Origin of the sequence: Variovorax sp. PBS-H4 (assembly GCF_901827205.1) — a bacterium.
Classification (GTDB): domain Bacteria; phylum Pseudomonadota; class Gammaproteobacteria; order Burkholderiales; family Burkholderiaceae_C; genus Variovorax.
This window is the reverse complement of sequence record NZ_LR594675.1, coordinates 2,863,957-2,881,965: the sequence shown is the minus strand read 5'-3', so window position 1 is coordinate 2,881,965 and position 18,009 is coordinate 2,863,957. Positions and strand designations below refer to the sequence as shown.

11 protein-coding genes are annotated in these 18,009 nt (G+C 65.5%); 1 reads left to right on the top strand and 10 read right to left on the bottom strand.

All coding sequences use genetic code 11. The features are described 5' to 3' along the window. Window positions 1–84: 84 nt before the first annotated feature. From E5CHR_RS13525 to E5CHR_RS13480, 10 genes are all read right to left on the bottom strand, one after another. Window positions 85–1,014, bottom strand: a complete 930-nt coding sequence (locus E5CHR_RS13525) for a hypothetical protein (RefSeq protein WP_162580327.1) — start codon at window positions 1,012–1,014, stop codon at window positions 85–87. Next, the gene (locus E5CHR_RS13520; protein WP_162580326.1) at window positions 1,007–2,977 is read right to left on the bottom strand and encodes a hypothetical protein; all 1,971 of its coding nucleotides are present in this window, start codon (window positions 2,975–2,977) and stop codon (window positions 1,007–1,009) included. Before E5CHR_RS13520 ends, E5CHR_RS13525 begins: the two co-directional genes overlap by 8 nt. Beyond that, a complete protein-coding gene (locus tag E5CHR_RS13515; protein WP_162580325.1) occupies window positions 2,974–3,900 on the bottom strand; it encodes a hypothetical protein in 927 nt (308 codons plus the stop codon). The genes E5CHR_RS13520 and E5CHR_RS13515 overlap by 4 nt, the downstream gene beginning before the upstream one ends. Before the next feature lie 173 nt (window positions 3,901–4,073). After that, entirely contained in the window at window positions 4,074–4,937 is an 864-nt protein-coding gene (locus tag E5CHR_RS13510) for a hypothetical protein (RefSeq protein ID WP_232062052.1), read from the bottom strand. Window positions 4,938–5,145: 208 nt separating this feature from the next. Next, on the bottom strand, window positions 5,146–5,358 hold the full coding sequence (locus E5CHR_RS13505; protein ID WP_162580323.1) for a hypothetical protein: 213 nt from the start codon (window positions 5,356–5,358) through the stop codon (window positions 5,146–5,148). A gap of 44 nt (window positions 5,359–5,402) precedes the next feature. Further along, a complete protein-coding gene (locus E5CHR_RS13500) occupies window positions 5,403–6,818 on the bottom strand; it encodes an HlyD family type I secretion periplasmic adaptor subunit (RefSeq protein WP_162580322.1) in 1,416 nt (471 codons plus the stop codon). Beyond that, window positions 6,815–9,043 carry a type I secretion system permease/ATPase gene (locus E5CHR_RS13495; protein ID WP_162580321.1) on the bottom strand — a complete coding sequence of 743 codons (2,229 nt, stop codon included), beginning with the start codon at window positions 9,041–9,043 and terminating at the stop codon, window positions 6,815–6,817. Before E5CHR_RS13495 ends, E5CHR_RS13500 begins: the two co-directional genes overlap by 4 nt. Window positions 9,044–9,324: 281 nt before the next feature. Then, entirely contained in the window at window positions 9,325–10,281 is a 957-nt protein-coding gene (locus tag E5CHR_RS13490) for an alpha-E domain-containing protein (RefSeq protein ID WP_162580320.1), read from the bottom strand. A gap of 18 nt (window positions 10,282–10,299) precedes the next feature. Continuing rightward, on the bottom strand, window positions 10,300–11,826 hold the full coding sequence (locus E5CHR_RS13485) for a circularly permuted type 2 ATP-grasp protein (protein ID WP_162580319.1): 1,527 nt from the start codon (window positions 11,824–11,826) through the stop codon (window positions 10,300–10,302). An 87-nt stretch (window positions 11,827–11,913) separates the two neighbouring features. Then, window positions 11,914–14,307 (bottom strand): DNA internalization-related competence protein ComEC/Rec2, encoded by a 2,394-nt coding sequence (locus E5CHR_RS13480; RefSeq protein ID WP_162583711.1) that lies wholly within the window; start codon window positions 14,305–14,307, stop codon window positions 11,914–11,916. A gap of 166 nt (window positions 14,308–14,473) precedes the next feature. On the opposite strand from E5CHR_RS13480, the gene E5CHR_RS13475 reads away from it, so the two are divergent. Continuing rightward, window positions 14,474–17,971 carry a transglutaminase family protein gene (locus tag E5CHR_RS13475; protein WP_162580318.1) on the top strand — a complete coding sequence of 1,166 codons (3,498 nt, stop codon included), beginning with the start codon at window positions 14,474–14,476 and terminating at the stop codon, window positions 17,969–17,971. The last annotated feature ends 38 nt before the right edge of the window (window positions 17,972–18,009 follow it).

The following is an 18,009-nucleotide window of genomic DNA, read 5'->3' as shown; positions in this document are numbered from 1 at the left end:
CCTCCCGAAAAGAGTACAGCGCTTCACTCGCCATTTGGAGATTGGCGTACTTGAGATAGACAGAAATTTCATTGGCACTCACGATTACTCCCTTTCAACTGGTTTAAGGACTTGCTCCACAAAGAATCTCGTATGCCGCTTTGCCGGTTGGTAGTTAGCGCAGGACTTTGCGAAAAGCCACGGTGATCTCGCTCCAGCCCTGCTGCCCTGTGCAAAGTCCATCACATAGCCAGCTCGTTCAGCGATCAATTCATTCGCGTCCAAGTCAAATATGCGTACTTCGCTGCCGGCGATCCAATGCTGGCGATCGGTCGACTCGGAAATGTCTTTCCAAGTCACCCCATATTTAGCCGTTCGCTTACTGATAGCGGAACGAACGAGCTCGGTCTCTCGGACCCACTCTCCATACTCCGGCAGTAGCTTGATAGGGGCAACCGACCGCGCCGTATAGCGATACAACCTGCCATCACGCGGATCCGTTGCTTCCACGTAGTCATAGCGTCCAACCAGGGTGTCTGGGATTGTTTGCCGACTCGGAGGATCAATGATCTTCGGCTTGAGGAAGGAAAGGATGTAAGGATCGGGCGGAGGCTCCTTTGTCTTGGAATTTATTGAAGATCCACCCGCTTGCCCGCTGTGTCCGTCTTCGGATGTAAATACATCATGTTGATTGAACTGCTGATCGAACCATCCGCTTTCCGCTGGGTCTCTCAGTCGCATCAGATAGACGCCCTTGATATCGACCTCTGTTCTATAAACTCTCTCGCCCGCCGTCTTGCATCGTTCATCAAACAGCGCCTTTGCTGCTTGGTACCTATCGCGCTGCCTCTTCGTGTCCCATGCTCCCTTTGCGGGAACATAGCCGAAGACTCCAACTACTAAGGCGATGCACAACGCCTTCAGCAGCCAGCCTTCGACATGCCGAATCACCAAGTAGAGCGCACCGCACGCCAAGGCGATATACAGCCAACCAATACCACGCAAGATGTCTGCGCCTACACCCAGTTCAAGCATGGCTTGTCCCCCTGACTTGCGGGCAAGCTCGGCGTGCACCTATCACGCTACAAATGCGGGCGCGGCGGCGACTTAGCGTTTGGACTTCCCCATCCAGAAGGCCGTCGCCCCTGCCCCCAAAGACGTAGTCAAGCCCATTGCCCGCGTAGACCACGTCGGCTTGGTCGTCCGGCGTGAGGGACGCTCCGCCCTCCAGCACGTAGGTGTTGCCTGTCTCGTAGACGCCCCAGGTGCTGCCCTTGGTCCAGGTGGCGGTGCCCGATGGCGGATTCCAGGTCTGGTCGGGACTGCGGCGCGGGGAAAGCCCCAACGCAAAGCTGCCACCGGTTGACGGCACTTCCTCCAACGTCACCTTCCCCTGCAATGATTGGTAGACGCCGCTGTCGGTGAGTTGCTTCAGTTGCTGGTAGAACGTAATTCGTCCGCTGTAGCCGTTCTGGTCTTCGAGGCGCGCCCAGGTGTTGCCGCTGGGGTCGCCTTCCAGTCGGGCTTCTCCGGTCCAACCCAACCCCAGAGTGTCCGCCAGCGCGTTGACGAGGCTCTCCAGCGTATCGCCATCCGCCTTGCCTTGCGTGCGCTGAGCCCAATCGGATTTCTGGTTCGAGGCAGTTGCCAAGACGCCGCTCATCTTGTCGGCCGTGAGCGTGGGATCAAGCTGAGCGAATGTGTTCTGGACACTCAGTGAGTCGACGAGTAGCACCAGGCTGTGGGTGTCGCCGAAGTCGTTGCTGCTGAAGCCATCCACCAGCAACTTGATGTCAAGATGAGCCTGCAAGGTGGCCGCGATTGCGTCACCGATCACCGTGCCACGCAGTAGCGGTTGGTCTTCGATGAAGATCGGCGTCGCGGCGCCGTAATGCAGCTGTGAATTGGAGACGGCCGAGGGGGCCGTGTCGCCGTAGATGTCGTAGAAGTTGGGCAGCGTGTAGGCACCCTGCTCCCGGCCAAGTACCGCTTGCACGCCGCCACCAATAACCCCGACCGATGGTTGAGTGTTCTTCGACGCGAGGAGTACGGCCAACTGGTAGTCCAGCCGCGTGGCGTCGATGATTGCCTCGCCGTCGATCAGTTCAGGCTTGATGTCCAGCGGAGATTCCGATGCACCCTGCGAAGCGAGATCGGGCACGCGCACAGCCTCGGCGACCACAAGCCCGGTGCGATGGAGCGCATCGCGCAGCAATGTGAGTTCCTGGTTGCGCTCGGTGGGCGACACCATCGGCGCGGATTGCGGATCGGGTTGGTAGGTGTCGATGAGTCCGCTCACGCGCTCGTATGCGGCATCGATCTGGCTTTGAGTAGCCTGGCCGTTGATGGTGGAGCGTAGTTCCCGATAGAGCGCAGCGACTTCCGGCGTCGTGAATCTTGAGCCGCTGCCGGAGGTGCGCAACGACTGGAATTCGGCGATGACATCGCCCAAGCTATGGCCGGGCTTCATCTGCCCGACGCCTGCACCGTTGAAGGTATAGGTGGCGTCGGCATCGCCGCCATACAGCATGTTGAACGCGGTGGCGAGGTGGCCGCCGAGGCTGTAGCCGGTGACGGTGAGTTGCTTGTCGGCTGTGATCTTGCTGCTGGCGTAGAGGCTGTCGACCCAGGCCTTCATGTCGGCAATCTGGCCGAAGGCCCAACCCTTCTCCTTGATCTCCATGCTGTTGGTGGCCTGGTTGTCGCGGGCTGCGTCGTCGACGAATTCGGTGCTGCGGAAGGACAGGACCAATTCACCGGTGTTGCTGTTGCGGAACAGGGTTCCGCTGAAGCCTGTCGAGGTGTTGCTCTTGTGCTCGGCGACTGTCCAGCCTTCGTCGATGAACTGTTGGGCCTGGGTCTTGGTGAATTTGCTGGAATGATTGTTCCCATATTGCAGTTGCCCAAGTGCACCTTCCGGATCTACACGATCCCACAGCGCCTCGGCGGCCATTTGAAGATTGACATACTTCAGGTATGTTGTGATCTCATTGCTCATTTGATTGCCTCCCGGGCAGGTTGAATTACACGATCAAAAAAGTAGAAGGTTTTTTCATTGAGTGGCGGGCACGCGTTGCTGCGTGCCGCACTCCAAGGCGAACGACCTCCAGATATGTCACCAAGGCCGCGATCGAACATGTAGCCGATTCGCTCTGCGATGACCTCATTCGTCGCTAAGTCAACAACCTGCTGCGAGCTGCCGGCTATCCAGTGATCTCGGTCTTCATGTGTGGAAATATCGGCCCACGTGATTGCATATCTAGCTGTACGCGTGAGGACTGATGTCCTGACTAGTGGCACCACGCCTCCGCCATTCCGCGTAATGCGCTCGCTCTCGTCCTTCGGCATGGGCGTGGTATAGCGATAAAAGCCTTTACCTGTTTCATCAGCGATCTCCACAAATCTGTAGCTCACGACGTTAGCGGGATCAATCAACTCTCCTGTTCTTGCTGGAACGGTCGGCCTCCCACGAACAAAGAGCTTTAGATAGGCTTCACCAGTCCCCGCGTAGCCGTAGGGATCGTCCAGCTTGTGCTGCTGGCCATAGTTGAGTTGCTCCGTGCGGGGCTTCATGACGAACACCCCGTCGACGTTCTCCACAGTTCGGTAGATCTTCTCCCCCGCTGCCTTACATCGCTCATCGAACAACGCCTTGGCCTTGGCATGGCGCTCCTTGTATTCGTCAGCAGTCGGTATCCCCTTCCTCCGCGCCTCTTCATCTGCAAACTTCCGAGGCTCGGCAATGAGCTTGTAGTAAGCCAGAGCGGTGATTGCCCCAAAGAACGCCAACACCATCAGCGCCCCGCCTAAACGAGCCTTCGCCGTCTTGCCGAGTCCGATCGCCATGAAGAGTGCGAGTGCCAGCGCCCCGAGGAACACCCACAGGACCAATTTGAGAACGTCTGCAAAATCGAAAGTCATACGTAATTCCGTTGTTGTTTTGAAGTTCTTCCTTGAGCGCCGACTCTCTGGAGGTCGTTGCCATACAGGTCGATATTGAAATCAGGTCCTGGCTCGCGATTCGAAGAGCTGCAACGATAAAAACCGATCAGCCCAATGCAGATCCACGCGAGGGCATGGCTTGCCCCCCGGAACTACGGGCATGTTCTGCGTGGCGAGCAAGCGGAAGGATGCGAAGACGCCGGCAGTGTGTTGTCGCCTGCGCCCGCATTGCCCCCGTAGAAACGACTCCTACGCCCCAGCAGCAACGCACGATCCTCCAGCCATTGATCCGTGACATGCAATTCGTCCACCGTGGCACCCGCCATCAGTGCCGCCCGGTCCGCTTGCCAATCGTCGTAGATCACGCCCCAGTTCCTGCCCGCGATCGCATCGAAGGCATCAGGGGTGGAGGACGTGAACACAAACGGAGTGAGACCGTACAAGGCCGCAAATGCGCCGAAATCGATGCGTGCGTCTTGCGTCAGGTCGGTGGCGCTTGCAACCAGCCCCAACGACACCTCTCCGGCGACGGCCTTCTTGAACAGCTCACTCTGCTGGATCAGTTGAAGCACCGCGTAGAACGTGTTCCGCCCCGTAAAGCCTCCCCGGTCTTCCATCAGATGCCGGCCGTTGCTGTCTCGCGACCCCTTCAGCCGCGGTTGGCCAAGGGGCCCCAAGGCCAGGCCGGCCAGCGCATTGAGCACGTTCTCCAGCGCGTCGCCTTCGGCCTTGTCCTCGCCCTCGTCGAAACGCGCATTCGCATCGGCCAACTCCAGATTGAACGCGCATTGCAGGATTCGGCTGAGCGTCTCGACAGCCTGGTCGCTGTCGCGTTGGCTGGCGGGCAGCATCTGCAGCAAGACGTTCTGGATATGGAGCGAGTCCACGATCCACGCCAGGTCGTCGGTAAAGGTGACGACCTGATTGATGCCGGCCGGATCGGCCACCGATGCCTTGGGCCGGTGCAGCAGATCTAACACCTTGCGAAGCGCCTTCGACGCCATCTGCAGATGCACGTGCTCGAGGTCGTCGGCGACGTTTGGGGTAGTTGTCATTTTGGTTCCCTGTATTCTTCTGTGTGCAGCGCCGATCAAGAACACGGCGCCCGCTGGATCAAGTCCGGCACGTTAACGACCCGCGACTCCGAATTCAATGTGAATAATCCCCAAACGAGAATTGGTCAGATTTGAGTCCTGTGGGCATTGCGCAACGCTTTGAGTGGATTCACGCCAACCACCACCACAAGAACAGTCCCACCGAGCCAATTGCGCCGGCTACCAGCGCGACCGCAGCGGCCCATAGCAGGATCTTCTCGAGACGCACGAGTTGCCGATATCGCCTTTCGTTGGTCGCGTCCTCTCCGAGAAACCATGCCAAGGCCGCAATGGCCAGCACCACGCTCGACCAGACGCCGAATGGGATATCGCCCAGGTCCATGCGCTTCTCCTCTTCTGTTCCGTTTCGCTTCGCGGGCCTGGCTTTCAACGCTCGCGCAGACTCTCGCCGGCTGCCCGCTGCACCGGACTCAACAGGTATTCGATGATCCGCCGCTTGCCCGTCTTCACCTCCGCCGTCAGGTTCATCCCCGGCCCCAGCTTGACCGCTTTGCCGTCGATGTCGATATGGCTGCGCTCGAGCACCAGCGTCACCGGAAAGATCGCGCCGCGCTTCTCGTCGTTCACTGCATCGGCGGTCACTGTGCGCACGGTGGCAGGCACGGTGCCGTAGCGGGTGAACGGGAAGGTCTCGAACTTGACCTCGGCCTGCTGGCCTTCGTGCAGGAAGCCGATGTCCTTGTTCTCCAGCGTCACTTCCGCCATGACCTGCGCGCCCTCGGGGACGATGACCATGAGCGGCTGAGCCTCGGTGACGACGCCGCCCTCGGTGTGCGCCGCGAGCTGCTGGACGGTGCCGGCCACCGGCGCCCGGAGGCGGGTCAGGCGCTCGCGCTGCGCGGCCTTGGCCTGTTCCTGCACACCTTGCTGCTCCCGAAGCTCGGCGGCTGCTTCGCGCTCGCCCAGGGCCCGGCGGGTCTCGGCCACAAAAGCGGTGCGGGCGTTCTCGCTTTCCTTCAAGGCCGCAGCTGCTTCGGCGAGGCGCGCGCGCTGGGTGGCCAGGTCGCGTTCGAGCTCGATGCGCTCGCGCGTGCGGTCCTGGTTGGCATGGGCGGACATGAAGCCCTGTTCCGCGAGTTGGCGGAAGTCGGCCTCTCGTTGCCGGGCGATGGGCAGCGTGGTCTCCAGCTTGGCGATCATCTCGTGCACGGTGGCGATCTCGGCCTGGCGCCGCTGGATCTCGGCGGCGGCCCGGGCCCGCTTGGCGGTGATGTCGCTCCATTCGTCGGCCAGGTGGGTTCGCGCAGCGCGCGCATCGGCCTCGGACCAGCCGGCCGGGAGGCGGCCGGCGAGCTCGGGCGGCCGCGCCGGCAGGTGCATGGCTTGCAGCAGCGTGCGCGTGCGCAGCAGCTCCGACTGCGCCGACTTCAGCTGCTCGTCGATGCTGGTGCGGTCGGCGCTGGCGGCGGTAGGGTCCAGCTCCACCAGCACCTGGCCGGCCTCGACGCGATCGCCGTCTTTCACCAGGACGCGGCGGACGATGCTGCGCTCCAGGGGCTGGACGAGCTTCGTGCGCTCGCTCACCACGATGCGGCCCGGTGCGGTCGCCACGATGTCGACCTCGCCGATGATGGACCACAGCAGCGCGATGAGGAACAAGGCGACGATGGCGCAGGCGAGGCGGCGCGGGGCGGGATGCACGGGGGTGTCTTGCAGGCTGAGGGCCGCAGGCAGGAAGGCCAGTTCGTCGGCCAACCGCCTGGGGCCGGCGAGTTCGTGGCGGGCTTGCCAGGCGGCGCGGAAGACGGTGCGGTAGCGGGCGAGCAAGTCCTGCGCGCTCATGCTTCAGCTCCTTCGGTCGGCCGGCCGCCGGCCTGCATGGCCCACAGCCGCGCATAGATGCTTTGCGGGCGGGCCAGCAGCGCCTCGTGCGCGCCCTCTTCGACGATGGCGCCCTTGTCCATCACGATGATGCGATGTGCATGGCGCACGGCACTCAGCCGGTGGGCGATGATGAAGACGGTGCGGCCCTGGCAGATGCGCGCCATGTTGTGCTGGACGATGGCTTCGCTCTCGTAGTCGAGTGCGCTGGTGGCCTCGTCGAACATCAGGATGCGCGGCTGCGCGAACAGCGCCCGGGCGATCGCGATGCGCTGGCGCTGGCCGCCGCTCAGGGATGCGCCCTGCTCGCCCACGACGGTGTCGTAGCCCTCGGGCAGCTCGCTGATGAAGGCGTGCGCGCCGGCCAGCCCGGCGGCCTGCATCACGGATTCGAGCGGCGCTGCGGGGTCGGCAATGGCGATGTTCTCGCGCACGCTGCGATTGAAGAGCACGTTTTCCTGGAGCACCACGCCGACCTGTCTTCGCAGCTGTGCGGCGTCGACCAGGCCGATGTCGATCCCGTCGACCAGGACCCGCCCCTGCTCGGGCGTGTAGAGCCGCTGGATCAGCTTGGTCAGCGTGCTCTTGCCGGAGCCGGAGCGCCCGACGATGCCGATCACCTCGCCGGGGCGGACTTCGAGGCTGACGCCCTGGAGCACGGGCGGCGCCTCGGGCCGGTAGCGGAAGCTCAGCTGGTCCAGCGTGACATGGCCCTTGAGGGCGGGCAGGCGCGCGGCAGCGATCGGCGCGGCTTCTGTGCGGGTGTTGAGGATGTCGCCCAGCCGGGCCATCGAGATGCCGGTCTGCTGGAAGTCGGTCCACAGCTGCGCCATGCGCATGATCGGTTGCGCCACGCGCTGGGCGAACATGTTGAAGGCAACGAACTGGCCGACGGTGAGCTGGTTGTCCATCACCAGATGAGCGCCCCACCAGAGCGTGGCGGCGTTGACGAGCTTCCCCGTCAGGTTGATGCCCTCGTGGCCCCAGCTCGCGAGGCTCTGGGTCCTGAAGCTGGCCGAGACATAGGCCGCGAGCTGCTCGTCCCAGTGCCGGCCGAAGACGGGCTCGAGGGCGGTGGCCTTGACGGTCTGGATGGCGCTGACGGTCTCCACCAGCAGGGCCTGGTTCTCCGCGCCGCGCGCGAATTTCTGGTCCAGCCGGCGGCGCAGGACAGGCACGATGGCGAGGCTCAGCCCGAAGTAGAGCGGCAAGCTGGCCAGCACGATGAGCGTCAAGGACGCGCTGTAGAACAGCATGACGCCGATGAACACTACCGAGAACACGATATCGAGCACGACGGTGAGCGCATTGCCGGTGAGGAAGCTGCGGATGTTCTCCAGCTCGCGCACGCGCGCCACCGAATCGCCGATCCTGCGGGCCTGGAAGTAGGCCAGCGGCAGCTGCACCAGGTGGCGGAACAACCGCGTGCCGAGCTCGATGTCGATGCGGCTGGTGGTGTGGCTGAAGACATGGCTGCGCAATCCGTTGAGCAGGCTTTCGAACACGACGACCACCACCAGGCCGATGACGAGCACATCCAGCGTGGTGAGGCCGCGATGCACCAGCACCTTGTCCATGACCACCTGGAAGAACAGCGGGCTCACCAGCGCGAGGAGCTGGAGCATGAAGGAGATGGCCAGCACCTCGCCCAGCAGCCGGCGGTATTTGACGAGGCTCGGAACGAACCAGGAGAAGTCGAACTTCGCCAGCTCCGCTGCGAGGCCGGCGCGGCTGGTGACGAGGATGATCTCGCCGGTCCATTGGCGCGCGAAATCGTCCAATGGCTCGATGGCACTGGGCACTGCCGGCATGGCCGCCGGATCATGCAGCAGCACGCGCTTCGCATCGGACTGCGCAAGGACCATCCAGCGCATCCGCCCTTCCTCGCCGCGCATCTGCACGAGTGCGGGCAAGGGCGTCGTGGCGAGGCGCTCGATGGGCGGTCTCGATCGCCTCGCCTTGAGACCCAGGTGCCGGGCCGCACGCAAGAGCAGATGGATGTCGGCGCCGTCGCCGGTGCTGATGCCGAGTTGGTGGGCGAGCGTCGCCGGATCGGCCGTGATGCGATGAACGCGCGCCACCGCGCACAACGCCTGCAGCGCATGGCCCGCGGTTGGCGCGTGCGTCTCTTGCGGGCCCGCGCACGAACCCGCCGCCAATGCGGCGGCTTCTCCTACTCCCTGCATCACCAACTCCCTGAACCTTGATGTTATTTGGGTAAAAACCCGCGAAGCTTGACGGAGTCGCCGCGACGGCGCCTCCTCAGCAATGGGTAGCTGGGGTGTGCGGCCTTGTCGAGAAACGCGCTGTCCGACTCCCCGAGCCTTGCTGTGTGTGGCGCGGGAAGATAGCCGAAGCGTGGAGGGGCTGCAATGAAATGCATCCCCTCCAAAAGCCGACGGATGAAATCGATAAGGACTTGCGCCTTACCGCAGCCGGAGCTCCCGCTGGCTTGGGATTAATCCCTTCAGTGCCCCGGCACCAGGAAGTCCTGGCTGATGCGCCACCCCAGGTCGTTCACCCGGTCGAGGAACTGCGTGAGGTACGCGTGCAGGCCGGTCGCGAGGATCTCGTCGACCACGGCGTACTGCAGGTCTGCCAGCAACTTGCCGGCGCGGCGCTGAGTCTCTGCACTCTGGTCGTTCTGCACCTTCTGGAGATCGTTCACCACCTCGATGAGGCTGGCGTGCAGTGAGCGCGGCATGTCGGGCCGCAGGATCAGCAGCTCGGCCACGCGCTCCGGCTTGATCACATCGCGGTACACCTTGCGGTAGACCTCGAAAGCCGAGACGCTGCGCAGGATCGCGCTCCAGTGGTAGAAGTCGTACTCCTGGTCCTCCTCGGTCGCGGTGCCGAAGAACTCGCTGTTGAGCGCGTGGAACTTCACGTCGACCAGACGCGCCGTGTTGTCTGCACGTTCGATGAAAGTGCCCAGGCGCGAGAAGTGGAAGGCCTCGTCCTGCAGCATGGTGCCCACGGTCACGCCGCGCGACAGGTGCGAGCGGAACTTGACCCACTCGAAGAACTGCCCCGGGTCGCGTTCGAAGTCCCCCGCGCGCAGCATGCGGTTGACCTCGAGCCAGGTGGTGTTCTGCGTCTCCCACGATTCGGTGGTGAGCGCGCCCCGCACCGCCCGCGCGTTCTCGCGTGCGGCACGCAGGCAAGAAAGGATGGACGACGAATTGGACTCGTCCTTGACCATGAACTCCATCACCCGGTCGGGCGTGATCTGGTCGTACTTCTCGTTGAAGGCCGGAAGCAGTTCGCTGATCGACAGCAGGCCTTGCCAGCCGTACTTGGCGACTTCCGCCGACTGCGGCAGCAGCGAGGTCTGGTAGTTGACGTCTAGCATGCGGGCGGTGTTCTCCGCCCGCTCGGTGTAGCGAGACATCCAGTAGAGGTGATCCGCGGTGCGTGACAACATGGCGTGTGCTCTCCTGGATCAGCTCGACTGGGTTTGCGTTTGCGTTTGCGTTTGCGTTTGCGTTTGGCCCGACTCGCCGTTGCGCGGCTTGCTCCACCGATCGCCCTCGAGGATCCAGGTGTCCTTGGTGCCTCCGCCTTGCGAGGAGTTGACCACCAGCGAACCTTCCTTGAGCGCCACGCGCGTGAGCCCGCCAGGGACCATCTGCACCTCCTTGCCCGAGAGCACGAAAGGCCGCAGGTCGATGTGCCGCGGCGCGATGCCCGACTCGACGTAGGTGGGCGAGGTCGACAGGCTGAGCGTGGGTTGCGCGATGTAGCCGTCGGGCTTGGCCAGCACGGCCTTCTTGAAATCCTCGATCTCGGCCTGCGTCGCCGCCGGGCCGATCAGCATGCCGTAGCCGCCGGCGCCGTGGACTTCCTTGACCACCAGGTCCTTCATGTTGGCCAGTGTGTAGTCGAGGTCGTCCTTGTTGCGGCACACCCAGGTCGGCACGTTCTTCAGGATCGGCTGCTCGCCGAGGTAGAACTCGATCATCTTCGGCACATACGGATAGATGGACTTGTCGTCGGCCACGCCGGTGCCGACCGCATTGCAGATCACCACGTTGCCTTCGCGGTACGCGCGCATCAGGCCGGCGCAGCCCAGCGTCGAGCCGGGGCGGAACACCTCGGGGTCGAGGAAGTCGTCGTCCACGCGGCGGTAGATCACGTCCACGCGCCGCGGCCCGCGGGTGGTGCGCATGTAGACGAAGTCGTCCTTGACGAAGAGGTCCTGCCCCTCGACCAGCTCCACGCCCATCTGCTGCGCGAGGAAGGCGTGCTCGAAATAGGCGCTGTTGTACATGCCGGGCGTGAGCACCACCACCGTGGGCTCCGCGGTGGCGGGAGGCGCGGACGCGCGCAAGGTCTCGAGCAGCAGGTCGGGATAGTGCGCCACCGGCGCGACGCGGTTCTGGCTGAAGAGATCGGGAAAGAGCCGCATCATCATCTTGCGGTTCTCGAGCATGTAGCTCACGCCGCTGGGCACGCGCAGGTTGTCTTCGAGCACGTAGTACTCGCCGTTGCCGCTGGCGTCCGGTGCGCGCACGATGTCGATGCCCGAGATGTGCGAGTAGACGTCGTTGGGGACCTTCACGCCCACCATCTCGGGCCGGTACTGCGCGTTGTTGAAGATCTGCTCCGAAGGCACGACGCCGGCCTTGATGATTTCCTGCCCGTGGTACACGTCGTGGATGAAACGGTTGAGCGCGGTCACGCGCTGCACCAGGCCCCGCTCCATGCTTTCCCATTCGTGCGCGGGGATGATGCGCGGCAGCAGGTCGAACGGGATCAGGCGCTCGGTGCCCGAGCCGTCCTCGTCCTTCGCGCCGTAGACGGCAAAGGTGATGCCGACCCGGCGGAAGATCATTTCCGCCTCTTCGCGCCGCGAGCGCATGACCTCGGAAGGCTGCTTGGCGAGCCACTGGTCGTAGCGCTTGTAGTGGTTCCGGATCGCGGCGCCTTGGTAGGGCAGCTGCTCGTACATCTCGTCGAATTTGTGCATGGGCGTCCGATCTCCTGGGGCATAGCTTAGCAAGTTCAAGGCCAGAGGCCGTGCTCACGCTAACCCCAACACGGCGCCCACATGCACTCACGGCGGCCTGTGGTGCCAGTAGCGCTGCGCTTCCTGCCGTTCGCAGCGCACGGCCGCAGGATGCATGCTGGACCAGCCGGCCGCACCGCAATGCGCGGAGTCGACGAGGGCGATGCCGCGCGCCGCATAGCGCGCCGTCACCTCCGCGGCCGGGTGCCCGAAGCGATTTCGGTAGCCGGCCTGGACCAGCGCGATGCGCGGCCGCACGGCCTCGAGCAGCGCGGGGCTCGACGAGGTCTTGCTGCCATGGTGCGGCGCCAGCAGCACATCGGCGCGAAGGTCCGGCGTACGCGCCGTCAACGCGGCTTCCTGCAGGCGCTCGATGTCTCCGGCCAGCAGCGCGGTGGCCCGCCCGTTGCCGATGCGCAGCACGCAGGAGACCGCGTTGGGCTTGGTGAAGCCGGCATAGTCGGCCTGTTGGGGATGCAGGATCTCGAAGCGCACACCGTCCCAGGTCCAGGCCTGGCCGGCCGCGCAGCGCTGCACCGGGCGCAGTTGCTCGAGCGGATGCCCGGCCTCGATCGAGCTGCGCAGCTCGGCGCCCGGTTGCATCGCCAGCACCGCGGGCGCGCCGCCGGTGTGGTCGCTGTCGCGGTGGCTCAGGACGAGCGTGTCGAGCCGCTCGCCCAGCGCGCGCAGCAGCGGCACCAGCACGCGATGGCCGGCATCGCTTTCCAGGCTGTAGCGCGGGCCCGTGTCGTACAGCAGGCTGTGGGTCGCGGTGCGCACCAGCACTGCGTTGCCCTGCCCGATGTCGGCGGCCAGCAGCTCGAACTCGCCGGCCGGCGGGCGCGGCGCCTGCCAGAGCAGCGCCGGCAACAGCAACGGCAGCCCCTGGACCCGGAACGCCCACGGCAGGCGCATGACCAGCAGCACCCCGCCGGCCACGCCGGCAACGCTGGCCCAGAGCGCCGGCGCCGGAGCCGACAGGGTCGCCAGGGGCCATTGGGCCAACCACTGCAACACCAGCGCCAGAAGTTGCACCGCCCGCGCCGCCAGGTCCCACAGCGGCGGCAGCAACACGCCGAGCATGGCGAGCGGCGTGAGCACCAGCGTGACCCACGGAATGGCGATGGCGTTGGCCAGCAGGCCGACGCTCGAAACCTGCTGGAACAGCAACAGGCTGAGCGGCGTCAATGCCAGCGTCACCGCCCATTGCTCGCGCGCCATGTGCGCCAGGCGCGCCGCGATGCCTGTGCCGCCTTCATCGGGAGGACCGGTGGCGAACAGCACGCCGACCGCCACGAAGCTGAGCCAGAAGCCGGCCTGCGTCAGCGCCCAGGGATCGACGGCGACGACCACCGCGCACGTGAGCAGCCAGACGAAGGGCCAGGGCCACTGCCGCCCGGAAAGGCGCAACAGCGCGACCGTGGCGAGCATCCACACCGTGCGCTGCGAGGGCAACCCCCAGCCGCTGAAAAGTGCATACAGCGCCGCCAGCATCACGCCGCCCACCAAGGCTGCATGCGGGGCAGGCACGCGGAGCATCAGCCGGACGCTGCGCCGCCAGCCCGCTCCCACCGCCCATGCGGCAAGCCAGGCGAACATCGTGATGTGCAGGCCCGAGATCGACATCAGGTGCGCAACACCGGTGGCGCGGAACACGTCCCAGTCGGCACGTTCGATCGCGTTCTGGTCGCCGGTGACCAGCGCCGCGATCACACCGGCCGCGCGCCGCTCGGCCACGCGCTCGAAGACCGCGTCGCGCACGGCCTCGCGCGCACGCTCGACCGGGTGGCGCCAGGTCTGGCCCTGCGGCTGCGGCCGAGCATCATGCGCGCCCGTGCGCACGTAGCCACTCGCTTGCACGCCCTGTTCCCAGAGCCGCAGTTCCTGGTCAAAGCCATACGGGTTGAGGGTGCCGTGCGGCGCCTTCAGCCGTACCGTCATTCGCCAGCGCTCGCCCGCGTGCACGGTGCCCGGCGGCGCGGCGGCTTCGGTGCGTGAAGATGCCTCGGGCGCGCGCCCCCAAAGGCGGGTGCTGTCGGCGTACCACCCCAGCGCGACGCGCCTTGGTGCACGCGGCAGGCTGCGCCTGGCATCGGCTGCCCAGCGGGCGCCCTCGACATCGAAGAGAAAGCGCACTGCGCCATCGCCTTGTTGCGGCATCTGCGAGACCACGCCCAGCACCTCGACATCTGCGCCTTCGAGCGCGGGGTCGAGTGCGTCACCGGCATGCGAGCAGGCACGCCAGCCCGCAAGCCCGGCCCCGGCCATCGCGCCGGCCAGGAGCAGCGCAGGCAGCAGCAGGCGCGGGAACAACCACCATCGCGCGCGGTGCAGCACCAGCCAGCCCACCGCAGCAGCCAGCAGCAGCCCGGCATACGCGGTGCGCTCCCACAATGCCGATTGCTGAAGCTGCAGTGCCGCGCCCAGCACCGAGCCGCCCATGAGTGCGAAGAAGCCCAGGCCGCGGCCCTGCGTGTCGGCCGTCACGAAACACTCACGGGTGACATGCTGCAATCCCTCCCTTGCTGCGCTCTGTGGCGCGCTAATTGCTATGCGTGTCAGCTAGTATGCGTCCTCGTTCAGGGGCCTTCGACGCCATCGAAAAAAAATGTCCATCCACGCTGCACTTCACCACGTCACCCACTACAAGTACGACCGTCCGGTGCAACTGGGGCCCCAGCTGGTGCGCCTGCGGCCGGCGCCGCATTGCCGCAGCACGGTGATCTCCTATTCGCTGCGCGTCGAACCCGAGCAGCACTTCATCAACTGGCAGCAAGATCCCTTCGCGAACTACCTCGCGCGGCTGGTATTCCCGGAAAAGACGCGCGAGTTCAAGGTCACGGTCGACCTGGTGGTCGAAATGGCCGTCTACAACCCCTTCGACTTCTTCCTCGAGCCGCAGGCGGAAAACTTTCCCTTCAAGTACACCGAATCACAGGCCCAGGAGCTCGCCCCTTATCTGGTGGCCGATCCCGCCACCCCGCTGGTGGCGGCCTACCTCGAAAAGGTCGATCGCAAGACGCAGCGCACCATCGATTTCCTGGTCGGCCTGAACCAGCAAGTGCAGCAGGACGTCAATTACCTCATTCGCATGGAGCCCGGCGTGCAGACGCCCGAGGAGACGCTGGCGAATGGCTCCGGTTCCTGTCGCGACTCGGGGTGGCTGCTGGTCCAACTTCTTCGCCACTGCGGCCTGGCGGCGCGCTTCGTCTCCGGCTACCTCATCCAGCTCACGCCCGATGTGAAGGCGCTCGATGGCCCGAGCGGCACCACGGTCGACTTCACCGACCTGCACGCGTGGTGCGAGGTCTACCTGCCCGGCGCCGGCTGGATCGGGCTCGATGCCACCTCCGGCCTGATGGCAGGCGAAGGCCATATTCCGCTGGCCTGCACACCCACCCCGTCCAGCGCGGCGCCGATCGAAGGCGTGGTCGATGATGCCGAGGTGGAATTCGGCCACGAGATGAAGGTCACGCGCATCCATGAATCGCCGCGCGTGACCAAGCCCTACACGGAGGACCAGTGGGCCGAGGTGCTGGCCTTGGGCGAGGCGGTGGATGCGCGCCTTGCAGCCGGCGACGTGCGGCTCACCATGGGTGGCGAGCCTACCTTCGTTGCCACGTCCGACCGCGACGCGGCCGAATGGAACACCGATGCGCTCGGTCCCACCAAGCGCGGCTACGCGACCGAGCTCGTGCACCGCCTGCGCGACGAATACGGCCAGGGCGGCTTCCTGCATTTCGGCCAGGGCAAGTGGTACCCGGGCGAGCAGTTGCCACGCTGGGCGCTTTCCATCTTCTGGCGCACCGACGGGCAGGCCGTATGGCACCGGCCCGAGCTCTTCGCCGACGAGCGCCACCCCACCCACTACACCAGCGAGGATGCGCAGCGCTTCACCCGCGCACTCGCGCGCAAGCTGGGGCTGACCGACCGCTTCGTGCAGCCCGGCCACGAGGACCTCTTCTACTACCTATGGCGCGAGCGCCGCCTGCCCGTGAATGTCGATCCCTTCGACTCCAAGCTCGACGACGAGATGGAGCGCGTGCGCCTGCGCCGCGTGTTCACGCAGAAGCTCGATGCCGTCGTCGGCTACGTCCTGCCCATCGAAGCCGCCAATGCGGAGACCGACGCGCCCGCGCTCGCCGGCCCGGCATGGAAGACCGGCCCCTGGTTCCTGCGCGACGACCGGCTGTACCTGATCCCCGGCGATTCGCCAATGGGCTATCGCCTTCCGCTGGATTCGCAACCCTGGGCCAGCAAGGGCGACTACCCTTACCTCATCGAGCGCGACCCCAATGCCCCGCGCGCGCCATTGCCGGCTTCGGCCCTCTTCCGCGCGCGTTATGACGGCGCCCTCCGCGGCGCGCCGGATCTCGCCGAGGTGCCCCACGACTTCGGCACGCCGCAGCAGTCCCCGGCCGCGCTTCGCTTCCAGGCCGCGCACGGCAACGCGACGGCGGCGCGGGCCCAGGTCGCAGCGGAGCCAAGCGCCGTGCGCCATCCGCGGCGCGGCGAGTCTGCCGACTGGGTCACGCGCACCGCGCTGTGCGTGGAGGTGCGCGACCCGCGCCGCGCCAACGGGCCGGCGGGCGAGAAGGTCGGCACCGCGTCGGGCGTGCTCTACGTCTTCATGCCGCCGCTAGCGCGGCTGGAGGACTACCTCGACCTGCTCGCCGCAGTCGAGGCCACGGCGGGCGAGCTGGACCTGCGGGTGGTGATCGAAGGCTACCCTCCGCCGCGCGACCCGCGGCTCAAGCTGCTGCAGGTCACGCCCGACCCCGGCGTGATCGAGGTCAACATCCATCCGGCCCACAACTGGCGCGAGCTGGTGGCCCACACCGAGTTCCTCTACGGTGCGGCCTTCCAGACCCGCCTTTCGGCCGAGAAGTTCATGACCGACGGCCGCCACACCGGCACCGGCGGCGGCAACCACTTCGTGCTGGGCGGCGCCACGCCCGCCGACAGCCCCTTCCTGCGCCGGCCCGAGCTGCTCGCCAGCCTCTTGCTGTACTGGCACAACCACCCGTCGCTCAGCTACCTGTTCTCGGGCATGTTCATCGGCCCGACGAGCCAGGCACCGCGCGTGGACGAGGCGCGCAACGACCAGGTCTACGAGCTCGAGATCGCCCTGGCGCAGATCGCCCGCAGCCGCGAGGTGTATGGCGAGGACATGCCGCCGTGGCTGGTCGACCGCACGCTGCGCAACATCCTGGTCGACGTCACCGGCAACACGCATCGCAGCGAGTTCTGCATCGACAAGCTGTACTCGCCCGACTCCGCGACCGGCCGCCTCGGCCTGCTGGAGCTGCGTGCCTTCGAAATGCCGCCGCATGCGCGCATGAGCATCGCGCAGCAGCTGCTGTTGCGCGCCCTGGTCGCGCGCTTCTGGGATGCGCCCTATCGCGCGCCCGTGACACGCTGGGGCACCGAGCTGCATGACCGCTTCCTGCTGTCCACCTTCGTCCGCATGGACTTCGACGACGTCATCAGCGAAATGCGCCAGGCCGGCTTTGCCTTCGATGCGGCGTGGTTCGCGCCGCACTTCGAGTTCCGCTTCCCGCTGGTCGGCCAGGTCCAGGCCATGGGCGTGGAGCTTTCGCTGCGCAATGCGCTCGAACCCTGGCACGTGATGGGCGAGGAAGGTTCGGCCGGCGGCACGGTGCGCTACGTGGATTCCTCGCTGGAACGCATCGAGGTGCGCGTGACCGGGCTCAACGAAAGCCGCTACGCCATTACCGTCAATGGCCAGGCGTTGCCGCTGCAGCCCACCGGCACGGCCGGCGAGTTCGTCGCCGGCGTGCGCTACAAGGCCTGGAACCCGCCCTCGGCGCTGCACCCCAGCATCGGCGTGCATGCGCCGCTGACCTTCGATATTGCCGACACCTGGATGAAGCGCTCGCTCGGCGGCTGCCAATACTTCGTCTCCCACCCGGGCGGCCGCAACTACGAGACCTTCCCGGTCAATGCCTACGAGGCCGAGAGCCGGCGCCTGTCGCGCTTCTCGCGCATGGGTCATTCGCCGGGGGTGCTGCGCACGCCGCCGGCCAATATCGAAATCGCGGGCAGCCGCGAATTCCCGTTCACGCTGGATCTGCGCAGGGGCTGACGCGGGCCTCCGCTTCCCGCGCCCCCGGTGTGACAATC